This is a genomic window from Streptomyces glaucus, assembly GCF_039533365.1.
Lineage (GTDB): Bacteria > Actinomycetota > Actinomycetes > Streptomycetales > Streptomycetaceae > Streptomyces > Streptomyces glaucus.
The window spans coordinates 176,718-198,696 of sequence record NZ_BAAATK010000003.1 but is presented as its reverse complement, the minus strand read 5'-3'; the positions used below and the strand labels follow the sequence as shown (position 1 = coordinate 198,696).

At 71.2% G+C, this 21,979-nt stretch carries 15 protein-coding genes and 3 pseudogenes; 12 read left to right on the top strand and 6 right to left on the bottom strand.

Annotation, left to right across the window (positions count from 1 at the left end; all coding sequences use genetic code 11):
* Positions 1–11: 11 nt before the first annotated feature.
* From ABD363_RS03650 to ABD363_RS03625, 6 genes are all read left to right on the top strand, one after another.
* Entirely contained in the window at positions 12–851 is an 840-nt protein-coding gene (locus ABD363_RS03650) for a carbohydrate ABC transporter permease (RefSeq protein ID WP_344599960.1), read from the top strand.
* A gap of 29 nt (positions 852–880) precedes the next feature.
* Complete coding sequence (locus ABD363_RS03645) at positions 881–2,239, top strand: GH1 family beta-glucosidase (RefSeq protein WP_344599876.1); 1,359 nt, start codon at positions 881–883, stop codon at positions 2,237–2,239.
* Positions 2,240–2,491: 252 nt separating this feature from the next.
* Positions 2,492–4,384: a discoidin domain-containing protein gene (locus ABD363_RS03640; protein WP_344599875.1), complete on the top strand. Its 1,893-nt coding sequence runs from the start codon at positions 2,492–2,494 to the stop codon at positions 4,382–4,384.
* Positions 4,385–4,576: 192 nt separating this feature from the next.
* Positions 4,577–4,975 carry a hypothetical protein gene (locus tag ABD363_RS03635; RefSeq protein ID WP_344599874.1) on the top strand — a complete coding sequence of 133 codons (399 nt, stop codon included), beginning with the start codon at positions 4,577–4,579 and terminating at the stop codon, positions 4,973–4,975.
* A 41-nt stretch (positions 4,976–5,016) separates the two neighbouring features.
* Positions 5,017–6,138, top strand: a complete 1,122-nt coding sequence (locus ABD363_RS03630; protein ID WP_344599873.1) for an ADP-ribosylglycohydrolase family protein — start codon at positions 5,017–5,019, stop codon at positions 6,136–6,138.
* Between the two features lie 126 nt (positions 6,139–6,264).
* Positions 6,265–6,792, top strand: coding sequence for a DUF1648 domain-containing protein (locus ABD363_RS03625; RefSeq protein WP_344599959.1), 528 nt, complete (start codon positions 6,265–6,267; stop codon positions 6,790–6,792).
* A gap of 113 nt (positions 6,793–6,905) precedes the next feature.
* Here ABD363_RS03625 and ABD363_RS03620 read toward each other — a convergent pair whose 3' ends face one another.
* Together ABD363_RS03620 and ABD363_RS03615 are read right to left on the bottom strand one after the other, a co-directional pair.
* On the bottom strand, positions 6,906–7,181 hold the full coding sequence (locus tag ABD363_RS03620; RefSeq protein ID WP_425577932.1) for a hypothetical protein: 276 nt from the start codon (positions 7,179–7,181) through the stop codon (positions 6,906–6,908).
* 155 nt (positions 7,182–7,336) lie between these two features.
* Positions 7,337–8,299: a DUF2332 domain-containing protein gene (locus tag ABD363_RS03615; RefSeq protein ID WP_344599872.1), complete on the bottom strand. Its 963-nt coding sequence runs from the start codon at positions 8,297–8,299 to the stop codon at positions 7,337–7,339.
* Between the two features lie 198 nt (positions 8,300–8,497).
* On the opposite strand from ABD363_RS03615, the gene ABD363_RS03610 reads away from it, so the two are divergent.
* Both ABD363_RS03610 and ABD363_RS03605 read left to right on the top strand, forming a co-directional pair.
* On the top strand, positions 8,498–8,881 hold the full coding sequence (locus ABD363_RS03610; protein WP_344599871.1) for a hypothetical protein: 384 nt from the start codon (positions 8,498–8,500) through the stop codon (positions 8,879–8,881).
* Positions 8,882–8,934: 53 nt separating this feature from the next.
* Positions 8,935–9,587 (top strand): annotated as a pseudogene (locus ABD363_RS03605) (helix-turn-helix domain-containing protein); the annotation flags it as partial.
* Positions 9,588–9,750: 163 nt separating this feature from the next.
* Here the strand turns inward: ABD363_RS03605 and ABD363_RS03595 are convergent.
* Positions 9,751–10,074 (bottom strand): annotated as a pseudogene (locus tag ABD363_RS03595) (helix-turn-helix domain-containing protein); the annotation flags it as partial.
* Between the two features lie 175 nt (positions 10,075–10,249).
* On the opposite strand from ABD363_RS03595, the gene ABD363_RS03590 reads away from it, so the two are divergent.
* Positions 10,250–10,696, top strand: coding sequence for an ATP-binding protein (locus ABD363_RS03590; RefSeq protein WP_344599870.1), 447 nt, complete (start codon positions 10,250–10,252; stop codon positions 10,694–10,696).
* A gap of 75 nt (positions 10,697–10,771) precedes the next feature.
* Here the strand turns inward: ABD363_RS03590 and ABD363_RS03585 are convergent, their stop codons facing one another.
* The 3 genes from ABD363_RS03585 to ABD363_RS03575 all read right to left on the bottom strand — a co-directional run bounded on the left by ABD363_RS03585 (position 10,772) and on the right by ABD363_RS03575 (position 16,207).
* Complete coding sequence (locus tag ABD363_RS03585) at positions 10,772–11,824, bottom strand: CBS domain-containing protein (protein ID WP_344599869.1); 1,053 nt, start codon at positions 11,822–11,824, stop codon at positions 10,772–10,774.
* Entirely contained in the window at positions 11,821–13,638 is a 1,818-nt protein-coding gene (locus ABD363_RS03580) for a GmrSD restriction endonuclease domain-containing protein (protein ID WP_344599868.1), read from the bottom strand. Before ABD363_RS03580 ends, ABD363_RS03585 begins: the two co-directional genes overlap by 4 nt.
* Positions 13,639–14,089: 451 nt before the next feature.
* Entirely contained in the window at positions 14,090–16,207 is a 2,118-nt protein-coding gene (locus ABD363_RS03575; RefSeq protein ID WP_344599867.1) for a reverse transcriptase domain-containing protein, read from the bottom strand.
* 458 nt (positions 16,208–16,665) lie between these two features.
* Between ABD363_RS03575 and brxD the strand changes: the two are divergent.
* From brxD to ABD363_RS03560, 3 genes and pseudogenes are all read left to right on the top strand, one after another.
* Positions 16,666–18,015: pseudogene (gene brxD / locus ABD363_RS03570) on the top strand (BREX system ATP-binding protein BrxD).
* A complete protein-coding gene (locus tag ABD363_RS03565) occupies positions 18,015–20,222 on the top strand; it encodes a DEAD/DEAH box helicase (protein ID WP_344599866.1) in 2,208 nt (735 codons plus the stop codon). The pseudogene brxD and the gene ABD363_RS03565 overlap by 1 nt, the downstream one beginning before the upstream one ends.
* A gap of 82 nt (positions 20,223–20,304) precedes the next feature.
* Complete coding sequence (locus ABD363_RS03560) at positions 20,305–21,918, top strand: competence protein CoiA family protein (protein WP_344599865.1); 1,614 nt, start codon at positions 20,305–20,307, stop codon at positions 21,916–21,918.
* Positions 21,919–21,979 lie beyond the last annotated feature (61 nt).

Below are 21,979 nucleotides of genomic sequence, written 5' to 3'. Positions count from 1 at the left end.
CCCGGTCCCCGATGGCCCCGCCCCGCTCCTTCCTGTGGTCCCGGCGGATCTTCCTCACCCTGCTCACCGGCTTCGTCCTGCTGCCGGTGTACGTCATGGTCTCCAGCTCGCTGAAGCCGCTCGCGGACGTCACGGGCGAGTTCCGCTGGCTGCCCAGCGAGCTGACGATCCGCCCGTACATCGACATCTGGTCCACCGTCCCGCTCGCGAAGTACTTCGTGAACTCCCTGATCGTGGCGGGCGCCGCGACCGTCTGCTCGGTGGTGATCGCGGTCTTCTCCGCCTACGCGGTCAGCCGCCACGACTTCCCCGGCAAGCGCGTCTTCACGGTCACCGTGCTGTCGACGCAGATGTTCCCCGGCATCCTCTTCCTGCTGCCGCTCTTCCTCATCTACGTCAACATCGGCAACGCCACCGGCATCGCCCTGTTCGGCTCGCGCGGCGGCCTGATCCTCACCTACCTCACCTTCTCCCTGCCGTTCTCGATCTGGATGCTGATCGGCTACTTCGACTCGGTGCCGCGCGACCTGGACGAGGCGGCGCTGGTGGACGGCTGCGGCCCGCTGCGCGCCCTGTTCAAGGTCGTCGTACCGGCCGCGGTCCCCGGCATCGTCGCGGTCGCCGTGTACGCCTTCATGACCGCCTGGGGCGAAGTGCTGTTCGCCTCGGTGATGACCAACGACACCACCCGCACGCTCGCCGTCGGCCTCCAGGGCTACTCCACGCTCAACGACGTGTACTGGAACCAGATCATGGCCGCCTCGCTCGTGGTGAGCGTCCCCGTGGTCGCGGGTTTCCTGCTGCTGCAGCGCTACCTCGTCGCCGGACTGACCGCCGGAGCCGTCAAGTGACCGGCTCCCCCCGCCCCGAAGGGACTCACGTGACCATCGACTACGCCGCACTCCCGCACGACTTCCTGTGGGGCACGGCCACCTCGGCGTACCAGATCGAGGGGGCCGTGGCGGAGGACGGCCGCGCACCGTCGATCTGGGACACCTTCTCGCACACCCCCGGCAAGACCGCCGGCGGCGACCACGGCGACGTCGCCTGCGACCACTACCACCGCTGGCGCGAGGACATCGACCTGATGCGCCGGCTCGGCACCAACGCCTACCGCCTGTCGATCGCCTGGCCCCGGATCGTCCCCGGCGGCGACGGCCCGCCCAACCCCAAGGGCCTCGCCTTCTACGACCGGCTGATCGACGGCCTGCTGGAGGCGGGCATCACCCCGTCCGTCACCCTCTACCACTGGGACCTGCCGCAGGCCCTGCAGGACCGCGGCGGCTGGCCGGAGCGCGCCACCGCCGAGCACTTCGCCGCGTACGCCTCCGTCGTCGCCGAACGCCTCGGCGACCGCGTCACCCACTGGGCCACCCTCAACGAGCCGCTGTGCTCGGCGTGGATCGGCCACCTGGAGGGCACGATGGCCCCCGGCTGGACCGACCTGACCGCCGCCGTCCGCGCCTCCTACCACCTGCTGCTCGCCCACGGCCTCGGCGCCCGGGCGATCCGCGCCGCCGCCCCCGGCGCGCAGGTCGGCATCGTCAACAACCTCTCCACCGTCCACGCCGCGAGCGGGCGCCCGGAGGACGTCGAGGCCGCCCGCCGCATGGACGGCCACACCAACCGCTGGTGGCTGGACCCGGTGCACGGCCGCGGCTTCCCCGCCGACATGCGCGAGGTGTACGGCGTCGACCTCCCGGAGAAGCCGGGCGACCTGGAGACCATCGCGGCCCCGCTGGACTGGCTCGGCCTGAACTACTACTTCCCGCAGACCGTCGCCGACGACCCCGCCGGCCCGGCCCCGCACGTCCGCACGGTCCGGCGCCCCGGCGTCCCGCGCACCGGCATGGACTGGGAGATCGACGCGAGCGGCATCGAGACGCTGCTGCTGCGCCTGACCGAGGAGTACGGGGCGCGCCGGCTGTACGTCACCGAGAACGGCTCCGCCTTCCCCGACGTGGTCCGCCCCGACGGCACCGTCGACGACCCCGAGCGCCAGGACTACCTGGTGCGGCACCTGGCGGCCTGCGCCTCGGCCGCCCGCAGGGGCGCGCCGCTGGCCGGCTACTTCGCCTGGTCGCTGCTGGACAACTTCGAGTGGGCGTACGGCTACGACAAGCGGTTCGGCCTGGTCCACGTCGACTACGCCACCCAGACCCGCACCATCAAGGGCGCCGGCCACCGGTACGCGGACATCATCCGCGCCCACCGGGGCCAGGTCCGGCGCGCGGCCTGAGGACCGCGGCGGCCCGGCGGGAGTGCGGAGACGGGACCCTCGCGCCCACCGGGCCGCCGCCGGGGCACCGCCGAGCGCCGCGGCAGGCGAGTGCCGCGCGCGGGCGAGTGCCATGAGCACGTGAGAGCCATGGGCACGTGAGAGCCATGGGCACGTGAGAGCCATGGGCAGGCGGGCACGGCGCACGCCACCCCGCATATGTCATGAACACGCAAAGCCCCGCAGGGAACCCCACTCCCCGAGGAGAGCCGCATGTCATCCAGAACCCCCCGCACCCCCCGCACCCTCCTGACCGCCCTCGCCGCACTGACGCTGCTGTCCACCGCCCCCGCCGTCCCGGCCCTCGCCGCGCCCGCCCCGCGGCCCGCCGCCGCGGCGGCCTGGGACACCGACCGGGCGGGCGCCGCCTACGCCGCGAACCCGGCCGCCGTCACCGCCTCCGGCAGCGAGAACGCCGGCCTGGCGGCCGGCGCCGCCTTCGACGGCAACGGTTCCACCCGCTGGTCCAGCGACTTCGCCGACGACGCCTGGATCCGCGTCGACCTCGGCTCGACGATCCGCGTCGACCGCGTCGTCCTCGACTGGGAGGCGGCCTACGGCAAGAAGTACGTCCTCGAAGTGTCGAAGAACGGCACCGACTGGACCCCGTTCTACACGGAGACCGACGGCACCGGCGGCACGGTCACGGCGCACACCTACCCCCAGGAGGCCACCGGCCGCTACGTCCGCATGCGCGGCGTGCAGCGCGCCACCCCCTACGGCTACTCCCTCTACTCCTTCCGCGTCTACGGCGGCGAACCGGCCCCCGCGTCCACCACCCGCACCAACCTCGCCCTCCACCACCCGGCCTACGCGAACTACTACCAGCACGCGGGCAACTCCCCGGCGTTCGTGACGGACGGCGGCCTGCCCGCCAACCTCAAGGACGACGCGACGCGCTGGTCCAGCGACTGGAACGCCGACCGCTGGGTGGCGGTGGACCTCGGCGCGACCTCCACGATCGACACCGTCGACCTGTACTGGGAGGCGGCGTACGCCGTCGACTACGAACTGCAGGTGTCCGACGACAACCGCACCTGGCGCACGGTGTACCGCCCGTCGGCGAGCGAGGTCGCCGCCCGCCGGGCGAACGTGAAGTCCCCGGCGGAGGCGACGGGCGTCCACGACTCGATCCGGCTCCCGCAGCCGGCGCAGGGCCGCTACGTCCGGATGCTCGGCAAGGAACGCCGCTCCTTCTACAACCCGGCGCCCGCCACGGCCCAGTTCGGCTACTCCCTCTACGAGTTCCAGGTCTGGGGCACGGGCGGCAGCGCGTCGGCGGCCTACCCGCCCCTGCCCGGCGAGCAGCAGGGCACCTACCAGACCACGTTCTTCGACGACTTCACCGGCGCCGGCCTGGACCGCTCCAAGTGGCGCGTGGTCCGCACCGGCACCGAGATGGGCCCGGTCAACGGCGAGGCACAGGCGTACGTCGACTCCCCGGACACCGTCCGCACGGAGAACGGCAACCTGGTCCTGCGCGCGAAGCACTGCAAGGGCTGCACCCAGGCGGGCGGCGGCACCTACGACTTCACCTCCGGCCGCATCGACACCCACACCAGGTTCGACTTCACCTACGGCCGGGTCAGCGCCCGCATGAAACTCCCCGTCGGCGACGGCTTCTGGCCCGCCTTCTGGCTGCTGGGCAGCGACGTCGACCACCCGTCCGTCTCCTGGCCGTCCTCCGGCGAGACCGACATCATGGAGAACGTCGGCTACGCGGACTGGACCAGCAGCGCCCTGCACGGCCCCGGCTACTCCGCCGACGGCAACATCGGCGCCCGCCAGACCTACCCGAACGGCGGCCGGGCCGACCAGTGGCACACCTACGCGGTGGAGTGGACCCCGACGGCGATGCGCTTCTACGTCGACGACCGGCTCGTCCAGGAGACCACCCGCAACAAACTGGAGTCGACCCGCGGCCAGTGGGTCTTCGGCCACGACCAGTACGTGATCCTCAACCTGGCCCTGGGCGGCGCCTACCCGGCCGGCTGGAACAAGGTCACGAGCCCGTACTGGGGGCTGCCGCAGTCCAGCGTGGACCGGATCGCGGGCGGGGGAGTGCAGGCGGAGGTGGACTGGGTGCGGGTGGAGCAGAAGCGGTGAGGCCCCCGCGGTGACCTGAACGCCGCTCGGAGTGTGCAGCCGTCTCCTCCGAGGAGACGGCTGCACACCCGCCCGGACCGCCCGGGCTCGAAAATGCGTACGCGCATCAGCCGGGATCCATGGCACCATGGGGCGCCGCACCGCTGTGTGTCGCGTCGCCGTGGGCCGTGTGTCCTGATCGAGGGGGAAGCCGTGACGGACTGGATCTACATCCTCAACCCGCACCGGGACACGCTGGACAGCGAGCCGTTCGGCAAGGAGACCGTCCGCCGGCTGGCCGAGGAGGAACCGGAGCTGGAGCTCTGGCTCGGCCGACGCAACCGTATGCGCCCGGGCGACCGCCTCTGGTTCTTCTTCACCAGCCCGGACGCGGCCGTCGCCGCGGTGGCCGAGGTGGACGAGGAGCCCTGGGAGGAGCCGGACGACCCCGACGTCACCTACCTGGTCGCCGCGACCCTGCTGCCCGAGGCGACGAAGGCGCTGTACCGCGACCCGGTGAGCCGCGAGGAACTGGGCCTCGGGCAGGTGCGGTCGGTGCAGAAGGTGAAACCGGAGGCGCTGCCGGTGCTGCTGAAACGGGCAGGGCTCTGAGACCTGCCCTCCTCGTCCCCCACAGGAAAGACCGCGTTCCTTTGCCCCACGAGAAAGACCACCAGAGGAACCTCTTCGCCAGGCAGTCCCGCGTACGCGGGATGATGCTCGGCCTGGCGCTCGGAGACACGCTCGGCGGAACCCGGGGCGCGCCGCCCGACGCCGGCCCGCTGCGCGCCGGTGTCAGCACCCAACTGGCCTGCTTCACCGCCGAAGGCGTCATCCGCGCGCAGGTGCGCGGAAACCACAAAGGGATCTGCTACGCGCCCGGCGTGGTCCTGCACGCCTACTGTCGGTGGGCCGCCCTGCAGGGCATCGAGGCCGAGAAGATGCGGCGCCGCTGGAATCCGCAGGGGACCAGGGCGTGGCCGGACGGCTGGCTGGCGCGTGTGCCCGCGCTGGCCGAGCGGCGCGGCAGCGCACCGGCGACGGTGACGGCCCTGTCCCGGATCGAGGAGGGCCAGGAGCGGATGGCGACCCCAAGCCGGGGCTGCCACGCGCTGACCCGGTGCCTGCCGATCGCCGTCACCGGAGCCGGCGGCATCACCCAGGTCGGCGCGGTCGCCGCCCTCACGCACGGCGACCCGGCCGCGCAGAGCGCCGCCACCCAGGCCGCCGCACTGGTCCACCACTGCCTGACCCACCCCGCCCCCGCGGGCGGCCCGCCCGCCCCGTCCGCCCCTTCCGCCGAGACCGTCCGGGAAGCGCTGCACGCGGGCATCACCGCCCTCCCCGCCACCGCCCGGCACGTCACCGAGCACGAGTACGGCCGCCTCCGGGCGGCTTTCCGGCTCGCGGCCGACGAACCGGCGAACGCCGGACACCTGGCACACCTGGCACCGGACGCCACCGCGCCCTCGGCCCTGCTCGGCGGCCTCTACGCGGCGGCCTCCTTCCCCGGACGGGCCGGCCTCCGGGCCGCGCTGGAGTTCGCGGCCGGCGCCCCGGACGGCGCATCCGTCGCCTGCGTGACCGGCGCGCTGCTCGGCGCCGTCCACGGGGCCGACGCCCTGCCCGTCGACCTGGTCGGCCGTCACGAACTGGCCTGGGTCCTGGACGCCCTGGCCCGCGACCTGGTGCTGGAACTCGACGACTCACCCAGCGGCAGCGAGTACGTCAAGGGGTGGGACCCCGAGTGGTGGAGCCGCTATCCCGGCTGGTGAGGCGCACCGGTGGGCCCCGGAACCACCGCCGAGGACCGCCTGACGGCGGCAACTGCCCCGCCCCGGAGCCGACTTTCGGACAGTGACCTCTTCCTGGCCTCAGCTTCTCATCGGATGATCAGTGTCATGGTGTTCTCCTCCTCTCTGCGATCCTGGCTGTTCCCCAACGCCGTCCTCCTCGCCGTGATGGGCGTCTGGGGCGCGATCCGTTACCCCCACCTGCCGGCGCGGATACCGGAGCACATCGGCGCCGACGGAGTGGACGCCTGGACGGACCGGTCGATCGGCAGCGCGTTCATCCTGGTCTTCTTATACGCGGGCATGACGGTGCTGATGACCGGCTGCGCCGAGCTGACCCTGCGCATGACACCACGCGACGAACTGGCGGACACGGGCAAGCCGTCGTCCGCCGCCGGGTCGTTCTCGTTCCTCCTCAACAGGCCCGGCAGCCGCGCGTCGGCACGCCGGATCGCGCGAGCCCTGCTGCTGTTCAACACGCTCATCGGGCTCTCCCTGCTCATGGGCTGCGGAATCCTGTGGCGTTCCGCGCCCGACCCGGACGTGCCCGGATGGCTGCTCGCCGCGATGACGACGCCGCTCCTCGCCGGCACCGCTCTGACGGTCGCCGTGGCCCTGGCCGACCGGAAACACTGAGGCCCCTCCGGCCCCGGGGTCAGCCGGCGGAGCACGGGATGCCCGAGGAGACGAGCCTGTGGGAGGCCGTCTCCGAGGACGCGACCGGTGTCGTCACTCCCGCCCGGCAACCGTCACAACCCCATGACCACCACGCGGTCGCCGCACGACTTGCGCAGGTCTTCCTCGTCGGACGTGAACACGGTGACCAGCCCCGGCTGCCGCAGGGCGACGGCGGCCAGGGCCGCGTCGATGGCGTACTTGTGCCCGTGGAGACCGGCCTCCTCGAGAAGGCCGACGGCCCCCTTGGCGATCTCCTCGGTCACCGGCTCGACGTGGATGCGGGAGAGCGCCCCGTGCCAGGCTGGAATGTACGTCCGCATGTCGTACGCCTCGATCACCGTGCCCAAGCTTGGAGAACTGGCAGTGGCTGGGGCAGCAATACGCCTCCTACCAGCGCGGTTGGCGCGGATAGGGGGCCTCGCGCGAGTCTCGGGGGTGCCGGGACACCGGGGACCGGCATCGTCCCGGGTACCGGGAGGCGGCGTGACGCCGGCTGCACGTGCTACATCCAGCGGATCCAGTCGCCGTGCGGGTGGGTGAAGGCGGCAGGTGCGCCATCGACGGTGAGGACGAACGGCGAGGTCTCGAACCGGGGCGGTGTGACGTCGGCGACCACGCCCGGCGCCTCGTTCGCGATCCAGACGACATCGAGCTCGCGGGTCAGCCCGGCAAAGTCGGCGCGGAGCCGCGGCCCGACGTATGCCAGCACCGCCGAGTGGAAGACCACGACACGCGCGTTCCGGGGCGTCTGCTCGACGAGGGCCGGCAACGCTTCGAGCAGGTCGCCCTCGTGCACAGGCACAGGATGGCGCTGTGCGGTCGCCAACGCGGAAACGAGGCGTTCACGGCGGGCCGTCTGCCCCGGCCACACCAGGCACTCGAGCCAGGCCCGGTCCCCGGGATCCGACGGATCGAGCGGGTTGAGGTCGATGCCGGCCGCCCATGCCACCTCGGGCATCCGCAGTCGCGGGTGCGGTCCCTCAGCCCGGCACCGGAGTGTCGGCGCCTGTGGGTCACGGCCGGTCAGGTACGTGTGGCCGTAGTCGTAGGAGTACCGGTCGACGTGCAGGCACAGTCCGGCGCTCGCGCCGACCTCGATCAGAGCAAGCGGCCCATCGAGCGCGGCCAGTGCGGGCAGAAGCGTTGCGCAGCGTCCCGGTTCGTTGGTCTGGGTACGCCGCGACAGCATCGTCGCCCGCAGTTCCCCGGCCCGCGTGGCCACCAGCTCCCGCAGCGCGTCCGCGTCGGGCACCTCGCGGAGCATGTGGCGGGCCGCGGCGAACAGCAGGTTCGGCTGGCGTTTGTCGGCGGGCAGGATGTCCAGGAAACCCAGCACGTCCGGGTCGGACGCCACCGCGAGGGCCAGCGTCTCGTAGGCGGGGGATCGTCCCGCCGCCTCGTGCTCGGCGAAGCGGCGGTAGTTCTCCGCCGTCGTCATCCGGTCGTCCAAGCCCGTCATCGCCATGGCGTGATCGTATGAACCGATCCGGGGATTCCGGTAGATGTGCGGACCACGTGACCACGGGAGACCGCCACGCGTTGAGCGGCTGGTGCCGCATCGGTCGACGTCCGCCCCTTCGGACGTCGACCGGTAGTCGGCCGGAGGCCCGCATCCGGTCGTGGGAACGGAACGGTGGCGGCGGTACTCACCTAGGATGCCTGGGTGTTCAATCGGCTTGAGATCAGTGTGTTGCCGCCAGGCCCCCGATGGCCTGCCCAGTTGTCCCTCCGGGTCGATGGCGCGGAAGTGGCGGCGGCGATGATCGAAGAGGGAGGCCGCGGCCCGTTCGCGGAGGAGGCGCTGCCGGCTGAGGGCCAAGGTCCCCTCTGGGCGACCGACGAGGGACGACGTGTAGTACTGGGCGAGCCCGAGTGCACGGGCGGATGCTGTGGCTACCTGTCCGTGTTCGTGCAGCGTCACGGCGAGATCGTGGAGTGGTCCGACTGGCAAGTGCCCGCTGATGAGGCGCGTCCTCCGGCTTTTCACTTCGACGCCGATCAGTACGACGCCGAACTCACCCGAGCGCTTACCACATTCGCCTCGTGACGGTCCGCCTCGTTGGGTGGTTCCCTGCTCGGCGGTCGGGCCGGAACGACCACGTGGCCGGACGTTCACCGGCTCGTGGGATCGATGACGACGAGGGCCGGCGGCTGCTGCGGATCATCCGCAGGGGCACCGGGTCGGTGGCGGCAAGGCGGCGGGCCCGGATGGTGCTGCTGTCCGCGCGAGGCATGCCGGTGGCGAGGATCGCCGAGGTGTCGTCCACCAGTGGCGACCGGGTCGGAGGCGTGATCCGCGACTTCAACGCGGACGGCTTCGACTCGCTGTATCCGAAGTGCAGGGGCGGCCGGCCGAAGACGTTCACGCTGACCGAGCGACGTGCGATCAAGAAGATCGCCAAGTCCGAGCCCACCGAGCACCACCTGCCGTTCCCGACATGGAGTCCGACCAGGCCGACGGAACCGTGAGCCCCGTCGGCGGCGCCGGGCGACCTGCAACCGCTACGGCGGAGTGCGCCACCTGTCCGCCGCCATGGACCCGGCCGAGGACAAGCTCTACGGCCACATCAAGCCGGTCAAGAGACGGACGCAGTTCCTGGAGTTCTGCCGCCACCTCCGCAGCCTCCACCCGCCCCAGGTTCGCATCGCAATCGTTGGTGACGACTTCCCCCCCGCACCCGACCACGAAGAAGTGCGGGCGCGTCGGCACCTGGGCGGCGGCGAACAATGTCGAGATGGCCCACACCCCGACTTGCAGGTCACCTCATTTGACGTGGTCGGTAGTCCGCGGGTGTGACGCTCGTGGAGCGACTGGTGCCGGACGAGCTGTGGGAGCTGTTCCAGCAGGTGGCACCGCCCGCCCCGACCCGGCCCCGGGGCGGTGGCCGCCGCCGGCACGGCGACCGCGAAGTCCTACTCCAACAATGCGAAGTCCTGAAAGAACAACGGCAGTTTCGCCCGGTCCACGTCCTCCTGAAGCACCCGCAGCGCCCCACCCGCCCCCAGCACCCGCTCCGCGGCCTCCGTGAACGCGGCCTTGGCCGGGCGTCGCCCCTGCTCCACCGAGGCGACCTGCTCCAGCGAGTACCCGATGGCATCCGCGAGGGCCTGCTGGGTGAGCCCGGCCCGCTCGCGGAAGAGGCGGACCAGCTTGCCGTAGGCGCTCCACACCGCGGGGTGCTCCCGGCCCGGTGAACGCCGCCCGGTCGTCCGGCACTCCCGCTCGCCCGCCTTGCCCATCGCGCCCCCTGCCCGCCTCAGTGTCCCGTGCCGTCCCCAACGACCCTGCCGGTCGCCCGGTCCCGGGCACGGCCCCGTACAGATGCCGTACCGACCCGTACAACGGGCGTACCGCGCCACCGGGTACGGCCGCCCGACCTGGCCCGGACCGCCCGGGCGACGAGACGGTCACTCCATGAAGTCGATCGACGCGCAGACCGGGGCGCCCCCGAACACCCCGCGGTTCACGATCCGCCTCAGCAGCACCGGACGCGGGGCACGCCTCGCCCGGCGTCTCGTGGCCCAGCAACTGGCGGCCTGGGGAGTCCCGTACGGCACCGAGGCGTCCGACGCCGCCTGCGCGGTCACGGCGGAGCTGGCGGCGAACGCCGTCACACACGGCCGGCTGCCGGGGCGGGACTTCAGGCTGGCCCTGCTGCGGTTTCCGGGCCATGTCCGCGTCGAGGTGACCGACGCGCGTCCCGAGCGGCTGCCACCGACAGCCCTCCCCGCCGGGCCTCGCCCACTGGAGGCGGACTCGGGGCGCGGGCTGCTCCTGGTGGCCGCCTACGCCGAACGATGGGGATGCGAGGTGCGGGACACCTGCACCAAGACGGTGTGGGCCGAGATCGCCTGCCCCTAGGAGGAGGGGATCCGGGGCGCCGGATCGTGCATCCGACCCGCCTTCGCCCCGGACCACCCCATGCCGTCCGCTACCTCACGGCGCGAACGCCCGCAGTACCTTCGCGAAGGTCGTCAGCTCGTCGAGCATCTCCTGCGGAAGCGGCTTCTCGTCGAAGTGGGCGATCCGGTTGCGGATGTCCTTCACCCGCTTCAGCAGGCCGACGAACTGCTCCCGGGGCATGTTGGGCCACTTCAGCGCCTCCCAGTTGCGGTCGGCCCGCTCGGCGAGGGACTGCTTCGTCTGGTCGCCGTCCAGGAGCTTCAGGTAGTCGCCGAACATCAGATCCGACACCTGGCCGGTGCGGCGCTCCGGCTTCCTGTTCGTCTGGACCGCCTTGATGGCCTCCGCGTCCAGGGCCGCGCCCAGGCAGCGGCGCAGCAGCGACTCGATCTCGCCCACGAGGAAGAAGGGCCGCGCCGCCCCCTCGAAGCGCTCCGTGACGTCCGCGGCGGTGACGATGCCCGACAGGCAGCCGTCGTCGCCGCGGACGAGCAGGTAGCCGTGCTCGCGGATGACGGGGAGGGCGGTGAAGAACTCCTGGCGGGCGTCGGCGACGGGCAGCGAGTCCTTCTCCATCGCGTTGTCCAGCGTGGCCGGCTTCCCCGCCTCGTACATCTTGGCCACGGACCCCCAGGTCACGACCCCGTGGACCTGCGCCATGCCGGTGGTCACCGGCACCTGGGAGAGGCCCTTCGTACGCATGAGGAAGGTCGTCTGGGACAGGGGCGTCCCGGGACCCACGGACACCACGCCGCGCCGCGCCGACGGAATGTCGCCGAGGAGCAGCCGCTGCGGCAGGGCGTGCGAGGGAAGGGCCTCGTCCGTCGCGTCGGCCTCGTCGTCCGCGTCGACGGGCGCGCGCTGCGCGGGGACGGACGCCAGCGGCACGACCTCGACGGTGCTGCGCAGGCCGCACACGGCGAAGTCCGGCAGCGTGGTCAGCCCGGCGTCCGCCAGCGCCTGCGAGATCCGGTGCACCGAGCGGTGATCACGGACCCTGACCTGGAACAGGTCGAGGATCTCCTGCACGGACACGGTCCTGCCCTTGAGCGAGGAGACGTCCCGCTCGTCCGGCCTGGTCGTCATCGGACGTCGCCCTCCGGCAGGTCGCGGAGCATCGTCCTCTTGCCCATGGCCGAGTGCACCAGTTCCTGCAACTGCTTGGAGCGGTCGCGGTAGAAGCGCTCGTAGTCGTTCTCCCGCAACGCGTCCGGATCGATCAGGTGAGTGGACAGGACGTCGTCGAACCACTCGGGCCGCATGTCGGACGCGGCGATCATCGTGGACAGGTACGACGACGGCGCCCCCGTCATGTCCATCGCCGCGCGGTAGGACAGGGGGGTCTTGTTCACGATCGAACTCGTGGGCAGACCGTGGCTGTCGCCCCGCCGGAACCACGTCCTGGGGAAGATCTGCCGCACGTCCACGCTGTACTCGTCCAGCCTGCCGGGACTGAGCGGGGCGTCCGTGTAGTGCCAGTCCACCGCCCCCTGCTTGATCAGCAGGGCGTAGATGCCCTTGTAGGCGGCGCTGTTGCGGGTGGTGAGGGTGTCGAGGCGATCGTTGAAGAAGAACGCCTCCGTGACCGTCTCGGGCGCCTTCTCGTCCTGCGCGATCCAGGGAACGAGCTGTTCGACGTCCTTGGTGAAGCGCGTCTCCGTGGAGCCGCCGTACATCTCCCCGAGCACCCCGCACCAGTACCACTGCTCGATCTTCTCCTGCGCACCCAGGCTGTCGGTCGCCGTGTCGAGGATGGCGCGGACGGCCGCGAGCGGGACGAGCTGCGTCTTGTACGGCAGGTCCGCCGGGCGGACGATGCACTGCCGCTCCAGGAAGTCGCCCACCCACGCGAAGGCGTCGGCGAGCTTGGGCGCCAGGCGGACGAAGTCGGCCAGGGGGAGGTCCAGCAGATCGCGGCGCTTGCAGGACACCGTCGCCCCGGCGCCCGCCTGCTTCCGCTCCCAGGTGCGCACCAGCGCGATGGCCTGCAGGAAGTCGATGCTGCTCAGCCCGTTCTCCAGACCGCTCTCCAGGCGGCCGAAGACCGGGTACTTGCTCGCCAGCGCCTGCTTGATCTCCCGCCACACCTCGGGAAGCTGGTAGTAGTCCCCGTTCTGCTCGACGTAGTCGCGGTCCCCGGCGTAGGTCGCGGTGAGCAGTTCGAAGACGTTCAGGGGCACACCGCCCGTGTTGACCCGCTCGAACACCGCGCAGACGGCGTCCATGGAGGTGGAGGCCCCCAGCCGGATCATCGGCACCTGGAAGGCGCGGACCTGCTGGAGGACCGCCTCGTCGAACTGGCCCCACAGGTCCCAGTTCCGGTCCTCGTCCGCCTTGATGTACGCCTTCTTCCACTCGTTCACGCGCTGGGCGTCGAAGACGAAGTGCAAGGGGAAGAGGCCGGCCGCGCACTCGGCCTCGGTGGTGCGCAGATCCAGCACCACCGTGCGGTTGAAGTCCGTCCGCAGCACCTTGTCGGCCGGGACGGACACGATGGCCTCGTCGCGGTCCGCGGACGGCCCGACGGCCTTGGCGATGTCGACGTAGTACCACCGCTGGATGGGCTTGCCCCGGGCGTCCGCCGTCTCCACCGGGGCGTCCAGCCACAGGGCCTGGAAGAGGGAGGTGAGGCGCTGCTGCCCGTCCAGCAGCAGGAGGTCGGCCGCCGGGTCCCCGTCCGGCCGTGCGCCGGTCAGGGTCCGGGAGCGGAACCGGGTGGCGCCGCCGGTCTGCAGCGTCATCACGACACCGAGCGGGTAGTCCAGCGTGACCGTCGCGATGATCGCCCGGATCCGGTCGTCGTCCCACTTCCAGTTCCGCTGGAAGTCGGGCAGTTGTAAGGAGCCCGAGGCGACGTCCGCCAGTACGTCCTTGAGCTTCACGTTGTCGAGGGCCGCCATGTGACTCCGCTTTCCGTCTTGCCGCCTGTACGGAGAGTGATTTCATCAGCGCTTTGCTGTAATCGTCAACCGATTCGCCGGAGAACGAGAGCACCACGGGTACCGTCCGGCCGAGGCTTCAAGATCACGACTTTGAAGGAAGCGGCGGGGTGCGCTGCGGTCCGTGCCGAACGACGAAGACAGGGGCGGCCGCCTTCCAGCAGGCCGCCCCCGAAGGCGTTACACGTTGCGCTTCGCCTTGCCGCCCACTCCTGCGTCAAGCCGACCGGTCGAGGGGGACGGTCGAACGTCGCCGATGCAGTGTCCTGACTATGCCCCGCGGCTGGGCGGGCACCCAGCCGCAGGGCGTGCGCAGGACTGCTCGGCCACTGCACAGCAGTACTCGAGGCAGGATTTCGGCGTGGCCCGGCCTCGCTCTTTCTGATCGTGTGGGGCCGGCGGGGGCGAGGAGTCACTTCCGGGGCTTCCGGAGCTTGGTGGCGGCGAGGCGCTTTTTACCCATATCGATGATCAGACCGGCGGCCTTGAAAGTGAGGTTGAGAGCGACGGACTCGGGAACCTGCTGGTCAGGGCCGAGGTGTCCGGTGATGTAGTCGCCCATCCGGACATCCGGGTCCAGACGTTTGAGAACCATGTAGGCGATGGACTCGGCCTCGACCTCTTTGCGTGCGTGGGCCTTCACGGCCCCCTCCTCCGGGGAGAGTCGCGAGCTCCGGTCGGGCCATGTTCCCTCGGGCCCTGCGCCGAGGTGTCCGCAGAACAGGTGGCCGAGCTCGTGGGCGAGCGTGGCGTAACGGTCCAGCAGGGACAAGTTCCGGTTGACCTCGATCTCGAACAACGTCGGGTATGCCTCCGGCCGGTCCCCGGGCCTGCTGCCAGGACGTTCCACGAACGTGCCGGACCTGCTGCGGTACGCCCGCCCACAAGAGGAGGCCCCATGGTCGACCAGGGTGAGCCGGATCCCCAGGGGCGCGAGATTCGTCTCGGTGTGGTGCCAGACCTTGGCGACTTCCTTCTCGTCGGCCCGGGAGGACACCGACACCGGAGCAGTGATCCTCTTGGGCAGGGGCAGGGCCCCGGGCAGGGCTTCGGTGTCCCCGACGTCGTACACGAGCATGTAGGGCCCACGGGGCTGGAAGATCAAAAGCGGCTGGGCGCCGGGCCTGAGCACCCGCCGGTACTTCGACTCCCACTCCGCGGAGGACAGGACGTAGCGTGCCCCCGGCTTCTGGATGTGGACCACCATCGCGTTGAACGGCGCGTACCGCTTGAACCGGCCGACGAACTCGAGCATCTGCAGGTAATCCGAGGACGAGCGGTAGCGCTGGGCGCCGCGGACGAGGTCGTCGATCGACTCCTTGGCCAGATCGGTCTGGAAGACCTCGACATCCTCGTCCCAGGGCAGATCGAGCCCGTGCTGCACGAGCACCGGTTCCTCGTGCTCCAGGGGAATCTCTCGCAACCGCTTCCAGTCCGCGAGTTGTCTCTCCGCCCAGTCGGGCTCGACCATGTGCGCGAACGACAGCAGACCGGTCACGTGGGCGTCCAGCTCGGCCAGGTCCTTGAAACCCTGGTGACGCTGGTGCTGTTCGACACCGAACGACGCAGCCCCTCGCACATGCTTGGTGATGCGGCGCTTGTACTCGCGCGTCAGGCGAGGCGTGGGACCGTCGACGAGAATGCCCAGCACGCTGCGGCGTGCGCCGGGACGGGCCACGTAGGTCTTCTTCGTGTTGAGCCTCATGCGCAGCGGTTCCAAAGCGTCCTTCACCCCAGCGACGAGACGGTCGACGTCGTCGTGGTGGACGAGCCCGCGGCTCGAGAAGTACATGTCGTCGCTGTAGCGGGTGTAGCGCAGTCCCAAGGACTCGGCGTGGTGGGTGACAACGTCGTCGACGTCACGCATGACAAGGTTCGACAGGTACCCGCTGGTAGGAGCGCCCTGCGGCAGGAACCCCTCGCGGGTGTGCCGGTAGACCAGGCGGGGACGGCGAACGGAGAACTCCTGCCCGGTGGCCTCCAGAAGCACGCAGCGACGCCCGGTGCCACGGTTCGGCCAGGTCTGGTTCGGCTCGGGCGGCGACACGGTGACCAGCCGGGCCACTGTGTACGTGTCCAGGGTGCGGCCGGTGCGACGGAGGCCGATCTCCTGGCGACCGTCGTCGTTGGCCACGAGATCGATCCGATATTCGCGCTCCGCCGGGTGAGTCCAGGCGTCCTTCAGAGCGGCGTGAACGTGCCGTTCGCGGATACTCCCGAAGAAGTCGGCGATGTCCAGGCGGATCACGGTGTGGGCCCGCAGATGGACGGCGGCGCAGTCCACGACCGAGCGGCCCCGCCGGTAGGCGAACGCTGCCGGGTGCGGCTGGAAGCCGGCCGGAAGAGCCTCCAGACGGGCCAGGATCTCCTGCTGCATCCGGGACAACCGCGGGACCGGGGCGTGCAAGGTTCGCAGCCCGCCGAGGGGCTTTGGAACCCGGTGTTCGGTGTAGGGGTGGATCGAGCCGCTGACCACCGCCTTGACGAACTGCGCCGGGGTGAGGTCCGCGAAGTCGCCTGCCGTCGTCACCGAACCGCCTCGTTCCCGCTTGTGAGGCGCAGTCGACGAGCCTCACCTTGTGGTTTTTCCACGCCCGACAGGCGGGCGGTCCGCTGTATCCCTCCGCCACCCTGTGCAAGCACAGGGACCGATCCCCGGCCCACGGTGTGATCAGCACCGGAGTGCCCGGACCGGAGGGCCCATCGCAAGGGATGGGTTCCTGAGACCCGCCGACTGCGTTGATCCGGATCGTAGCCTCCCTACGCATCGAACTCACAGGCAGCTCACCTGATGACACATCGAACTGCGGTGTTCCTCCCACCACTTGGCAGCACGGTGACGGCCGCAGCGTCGATTCGTGCGTGACCGTCCTGAACGGCGAAGGTGGCGGCTGTGCGGTGACGTGCTCGGACCCACATGGTTACGAACCGGACATCATGACACTTCACCGAAGCCCCGGTGCGCAGGGAGATGGAACACTGATCCCCGTGAGCACCACCGGATCCAAGCGCCCCGCCCACGTCAGCGCGGCCCGTCGCCGCACCGTCATCGACGCCCTGCGCCGCGGCGCCGTACCCGAGAGCGGACTCGACCTGCTGGCCACCGGGCTCGACCGGTTCGAGGCGGCCCTGGACGCGGAGTTGGACGCCGTGGCGTCCGGCGGGTCCGTGTTCAAGGCCGTGCGCGGCGAGTAGGGCTCCGGCAAGACGTTCTTCACCCGCTGGCTGGGGGAGCGGGCCAAGCGGCGCAACTTCGCCGTGGCCGAGATCCAGATCTCGGAGAACGAGACGCCGCTGCACAAGCTGGAGACGGTCTACCGGCGCCTCACCGAGCGCCTCACCACCTCCAGCTTCCCGCCCAGCGCCCTGCGGCCGGTCGTGGACGCCTGGTTCTACGCCCTGGAGGAGGACGCCCTCGCGGCCGGCGCGACCGAGGCCGAACTGCCCGGCGAGGTGGAGAAACTGCTCGTCGCACGCCTCGCGGAGGTGTCCCGGCACGCCCCGTCCTTCGCCACCGCCCTGCGCGGCTACCGGGCCGCCCTCGCCGACGGCGACGAGACGACCGCCGCGGCCGTCCTGGCGTGGCTCGGCGGCCAGCCCCACGTCGCCGCCTCCGCCCGCCGGTCCGCCGGGGTGCGCGGCGACCTCGACCACTTCGGGGCGCTCGGCTTCCTGCAGGGGCTCCTCACCGTGCTGCGCGACTCCGGGCACACCGGTCTCTTCGTCGTCCTCGACGAGGTGGAGACGCTGCAACGGGTCCGCTCCGACGCCCGCGACAAGGCGCTCAACGCGCTGCGGCAGCTCATCGACGAGGTCCACTCCGGCCGCTTCCCCGGCCTGTACCTCGTCATCACCGGCACGCCCGCCTTCTACGACGGGCAGCAGGGCGTGCAGCGACTGGCCCCGCTCGCCCAGCGGCTCGCCACCGACTTCACCACCGACCCGCGCTTCGACAACCCCCGCGCCGTGCAGATCCGGCTCCCCGGCTTCACCCAGGAGTCCCTGGTCGGCCTCGGCGCCACCATCCGGGACCTGTACGCGGACGCCGCCGCGTCGCCCGAGCGCGTGCAGACGGTCGTCGACGACGCCTACGTCGCCGACCTCGCACGGGCTGTCGGCGGGGCACTGGGCGGGAAGGTCGGCGTGGCTCCCCGGCTGTTCCTGAAGAAGCTCGTCGGGGACGTCCTCGACCGGGTGGACCAGTTCGACGACTTCGACCCCCGGCAGCACTACCGGCTGACCGTCGCGAGCAGCGAACTCACCGACGTGGAGCGGAACCTGGCCGCCACGGTCACCGGCGGCTCCGCGTCCGCCGACGACATCGACCTGGAGCTGTGATGGCCGGCGCCGACAACCCGACCGGGACGGACCCGGCCGGAGGAGGGGCCGACGTCCTGGACCGGCTCGACCCCGTCGTCCTGCACCACATCGTCAACACCCTCGGCTGGCCCGACCTGCGCCCCCTCCAGCGGGCGGCGATCACCCCGCTGATGGACGGCGAGGACGCCGTCCTGCTGGCGCCGACGGCCGGCGGCAAGACGGAAGCGGCCTGCTTCCCGCTGCTGTCGGCGATGGCCGAGCAGCGGTGGACCGGCACCTCGGTGCTGTACCTGTGCCCGCTCAAGGCGCTCCTCAACAACCTCGTCACCCGTGTCGACACCTACGCACAGTGGCTGGGGCGGCGCGCCGCCCTCTGGCACGGCGACACCAAGGAGTCGCAGCGCCGGCGCATCCGCACCGAGGCGCCGGACATCCTGCTCACCACGCCCGAATCGCTCGAGGCGATGCTGATCGGCGTCAAAACCGACCACGCGCGGCTGCTGGGGAGCGTACGGGCCGTCGTCGTCGACGAGGTGCACGCCTTCGCGGGCGACGACCGGGGCTGGCACCTGCTGGCCGTACTCGAACGGCTGGAACGGGTCACCGGCCGATCCATCCAGCGCGTCGGCCTGTCCGCGACCGTCGGCAACCCGGAACAGCTGCTGCACTGGCTGCAGGGCGCGAGCGCGGGCAGCCGCACCGGGCGCGTCGTGGCCCCGGAGGCGAGGCCGCCCGCGTCCGGCGGGACGGGCGACGGCCCGAACACCGCCGCTCAGCGGCACCCGCGGCCGGCGGGCGAAGTGGAACTCGACTACGTGGGCTCCCTCGACAACGCCGCCAAACTCATCGCCGCCCTGCACCAGGGAGAGAAACGGCTCGTCTTCTGCGACTCACGTCGCCAGGTCGAGGAACTGGGCGCCGCGCTGCGCGCCCGCGAGGTGACCGTCTTCCTCTCCCACGCCTCCCTCTCCGTCGACGAACGCACCCGCTCCGAGCGGGCGTTCGCCGAGGCGCGCGACTGCGTCATCGTCTCCACCTCCACCCTCGAACTCGGCATCGACGTCGGCGACCTGGACCGCGTCATCCAGATCGACTCACCGGCCACCGTCGCCTCCTTCCTGCAGCGCATCGGCCGCACCGGCCGCCGCCCCGGCACCGTGCGCAACTGCCTGTTCCTCACCACCCGCAAGGAAACACTGCTGCAGGCGGCCGGGCTGTTGTTGCTGTGGTCGCGCGGCTGGGTGGAACCGGTCCTGCCGCCGCCCGAGCCGCGCCACCTCGTGGCCCAGCAACTCCTCGCCGTCACCCTGCAACAGCACAAGCTCGGCGACCGGTTGTGGGACCGGCAGTGGAACGGCCTCGCCCCCTTCGACCGGTCCGCCGCCCCGATCCTGAACTTCCTCACCGAGGAAGGCTTCCTCGACAACGACGGCGGCCTGCTGTTCGTCGGACCCGAGGCGGAACGCCGCTTCGGCAAGCGGCACTTCATCGAACTCACCGCGTCCTTCACCGCGCCGCCCCAGTTCACCGTCCTGTCCGGGCGCACGGAGATCGGCCGCACCGACCCGAGTGTGCTCACCGAGGAACGCCCCGGCCCCCGGCGGCTGCTGCTCGGCGGACGCAGCTGGCAGGTCACCTACATCGACTGGCTGCGCAAGCGTGTCTTCGTCGAACCCGCCGACGGCGGGGGCGTCGCCAAGTGGATGAACGGCGGCGTCGCGGGCCTCTCGTACGCCCTGACGCGCGCCATGCGCGAAGTGCTGCTGGGCGCGGACCCGCCGGTCGCCCTGACCCGGCGCGCCGAGGCGTGCCTGGCCGAGCAGCGCGAGACCGACGCACCCGACACCGTGCACCCGGGCGGGACCCTGATCACGGGCGCCGGAAGCGACGTGCGCTGGTGGACCTGGGCCGGGTACCGCGCCAACGCCACCCTCGCGGCCACCCTCCCGTCGGTCGCCGACCCCTTGCAACGGCCCGCCGACTGCTGGGTACGCCTGCGGGCGGACGTCACCCCGGCCGACTGGCGCGCGGCCCGCGAGGGCGTCGGCGAGAACCTGGTCCTGCCCGACGTGGACCGACGGGCCGTACACGGCCTGAAGTTCTCCGCGGCCCTCCCGGAACGCCTCGCCGCCGCCACGGTGGCGGCCCGGCTGGCCGACTTCGGCGGCGCCCGTGCGGCGTTGTCGGAGCCGGTGCGTCTCGTCGGCTCAAGCGGTTCCGCCTGATACCTGAAACACGCGTTCCGCAAGGCGCGAAGCGGACCTTGACGGGACCGTCCACGCGCCCCACCACGCCCGGAGTCCGACCATGCTCTTGCCCGCCGGGGAAGAAGACACCCGCAAGGTCCAGACGGCCGTCGCAGGATCCCCCGCCGCCGACCACCCGGTGTACCTGCCGATGGACGCGGCCGAGTACGACCGCTTCATCCGCGAATACCCGGCCCGGGAGTTCTACTGCGGAACACTCCTCGGCGGATGCGGCAAGAAGCTGTCGGCCCGCAAGTACCGCGACAAGAAGTGCCATTTCGCGCACGTGGCTGCGGGCACCTGCCGTCGCGCCTCGACGAACGAGGCCAGCGCCGACCACCTGTACATGGGCCGGGCGATCGCGGTCTGGCTGAAGGAACAGAAGTACGGGCACGTCCAGCCGCGGTACAAACAGAAGGGGAAACAGGACCTGCGCGACTTCGTCGACGTCCGGTACATGCACCGCGAGGAACGGCGGGAGCGTCTGGTGCGCGTACAGCTCACCAGAAGGTCGAAATCGGAGTGGGAGGAGACCGACACCCGCCTCAGGGAGCAGTGGGCAGGCATCGAGTGGCTGTTCGGTCCGGACAGCATGCTCGCCAACTGGCAGATCGACCGCCGAGGGTACGCCCTCCGCATCCGATGCCGCCCGGCCGGCATCACGCGCGTCGTGGAGGTCGGCGTACAGCTCCCCGACACTCCCATCGACTGGGTTCCTCTCACCGAGTGCCGCATGACCGCCCACGGCATCCGGCTGCCCGGACTGGAACCCACCGCCGACGGCCTCGTGCCGCTCGGCGGACGGGCACCGTCCCCCGCTTCCCGCAGCATCCCGACCCCGGCGACGGTCGGTCGGCGGACGGACCGAAGCGGTGAACGCCGCCCCCTGGAGACCCCCTCACCGCCTGCCTCCCCACCCGGGGGCGATGAGCCGAACCGGCGAGCGGCGGCACCGGCGGATCCGCAGCCGCATCCCGAGAAAGCGGACGTCTTCACGGCACCGGAGACCGCCCCCGGCAGCGGAGAGGGCGCAGAGGGAACTCTCCGCACCCCGCCTGCCCGTGTCTCCCCGCGGGAAATCCAGGCGTACCACGACAAGAAGGCGACCGAGGAGATGATCCTCCTCCTCGACCACCTGGACCTCGTGGGGGACGAACTGCACCTCGATCAGCTCCAGACGGTCCTCCGCGGCATCACGACCCGTGAAAGGGCGATGTGGCGTGGGCCGGGCCCCGAAGTGCGCAAGCGCGTCCGTGCCTGGCAGGCCCACGCGGACATGCTTCTCGCTCGCCCGACCTTCCGCGAGATATGCGCTCACGCCGATGCCGTTCGGCCGCTCCTGTCCGTGGCCGCCCGGACGGTACGACCCCTGACCTGGACGGAGCTGGGCACCCGACTGGACGGCCGGCTGCCCGCCCTCCACCCGGACGACAAGGTGGCCGTACTGGTCGAGACCGATCGGGCCACGTCCCCCGACCGGCCGCTCCTGTCGGCTCTGGTGGCCGCCCGCGGGCACCGGGTGCATCCGCTGTACGCACGGGTGCTGGACCATCTGGACCGTGCGGTTCCCCGTCCGTCTGACGCGCAGGCCGCCTGGGAGGAAGACCTGCGACGCCATCGGCCGTCACCGGACCCGCGGTACGCCGTCAGACGGGTTCGAGCCTCTGACATCTGAGTCGATGCGCCGGTGGGGAGCCGTGCACCGGCCTCCCGCGGCCGAACCATCCGGTCGGCCC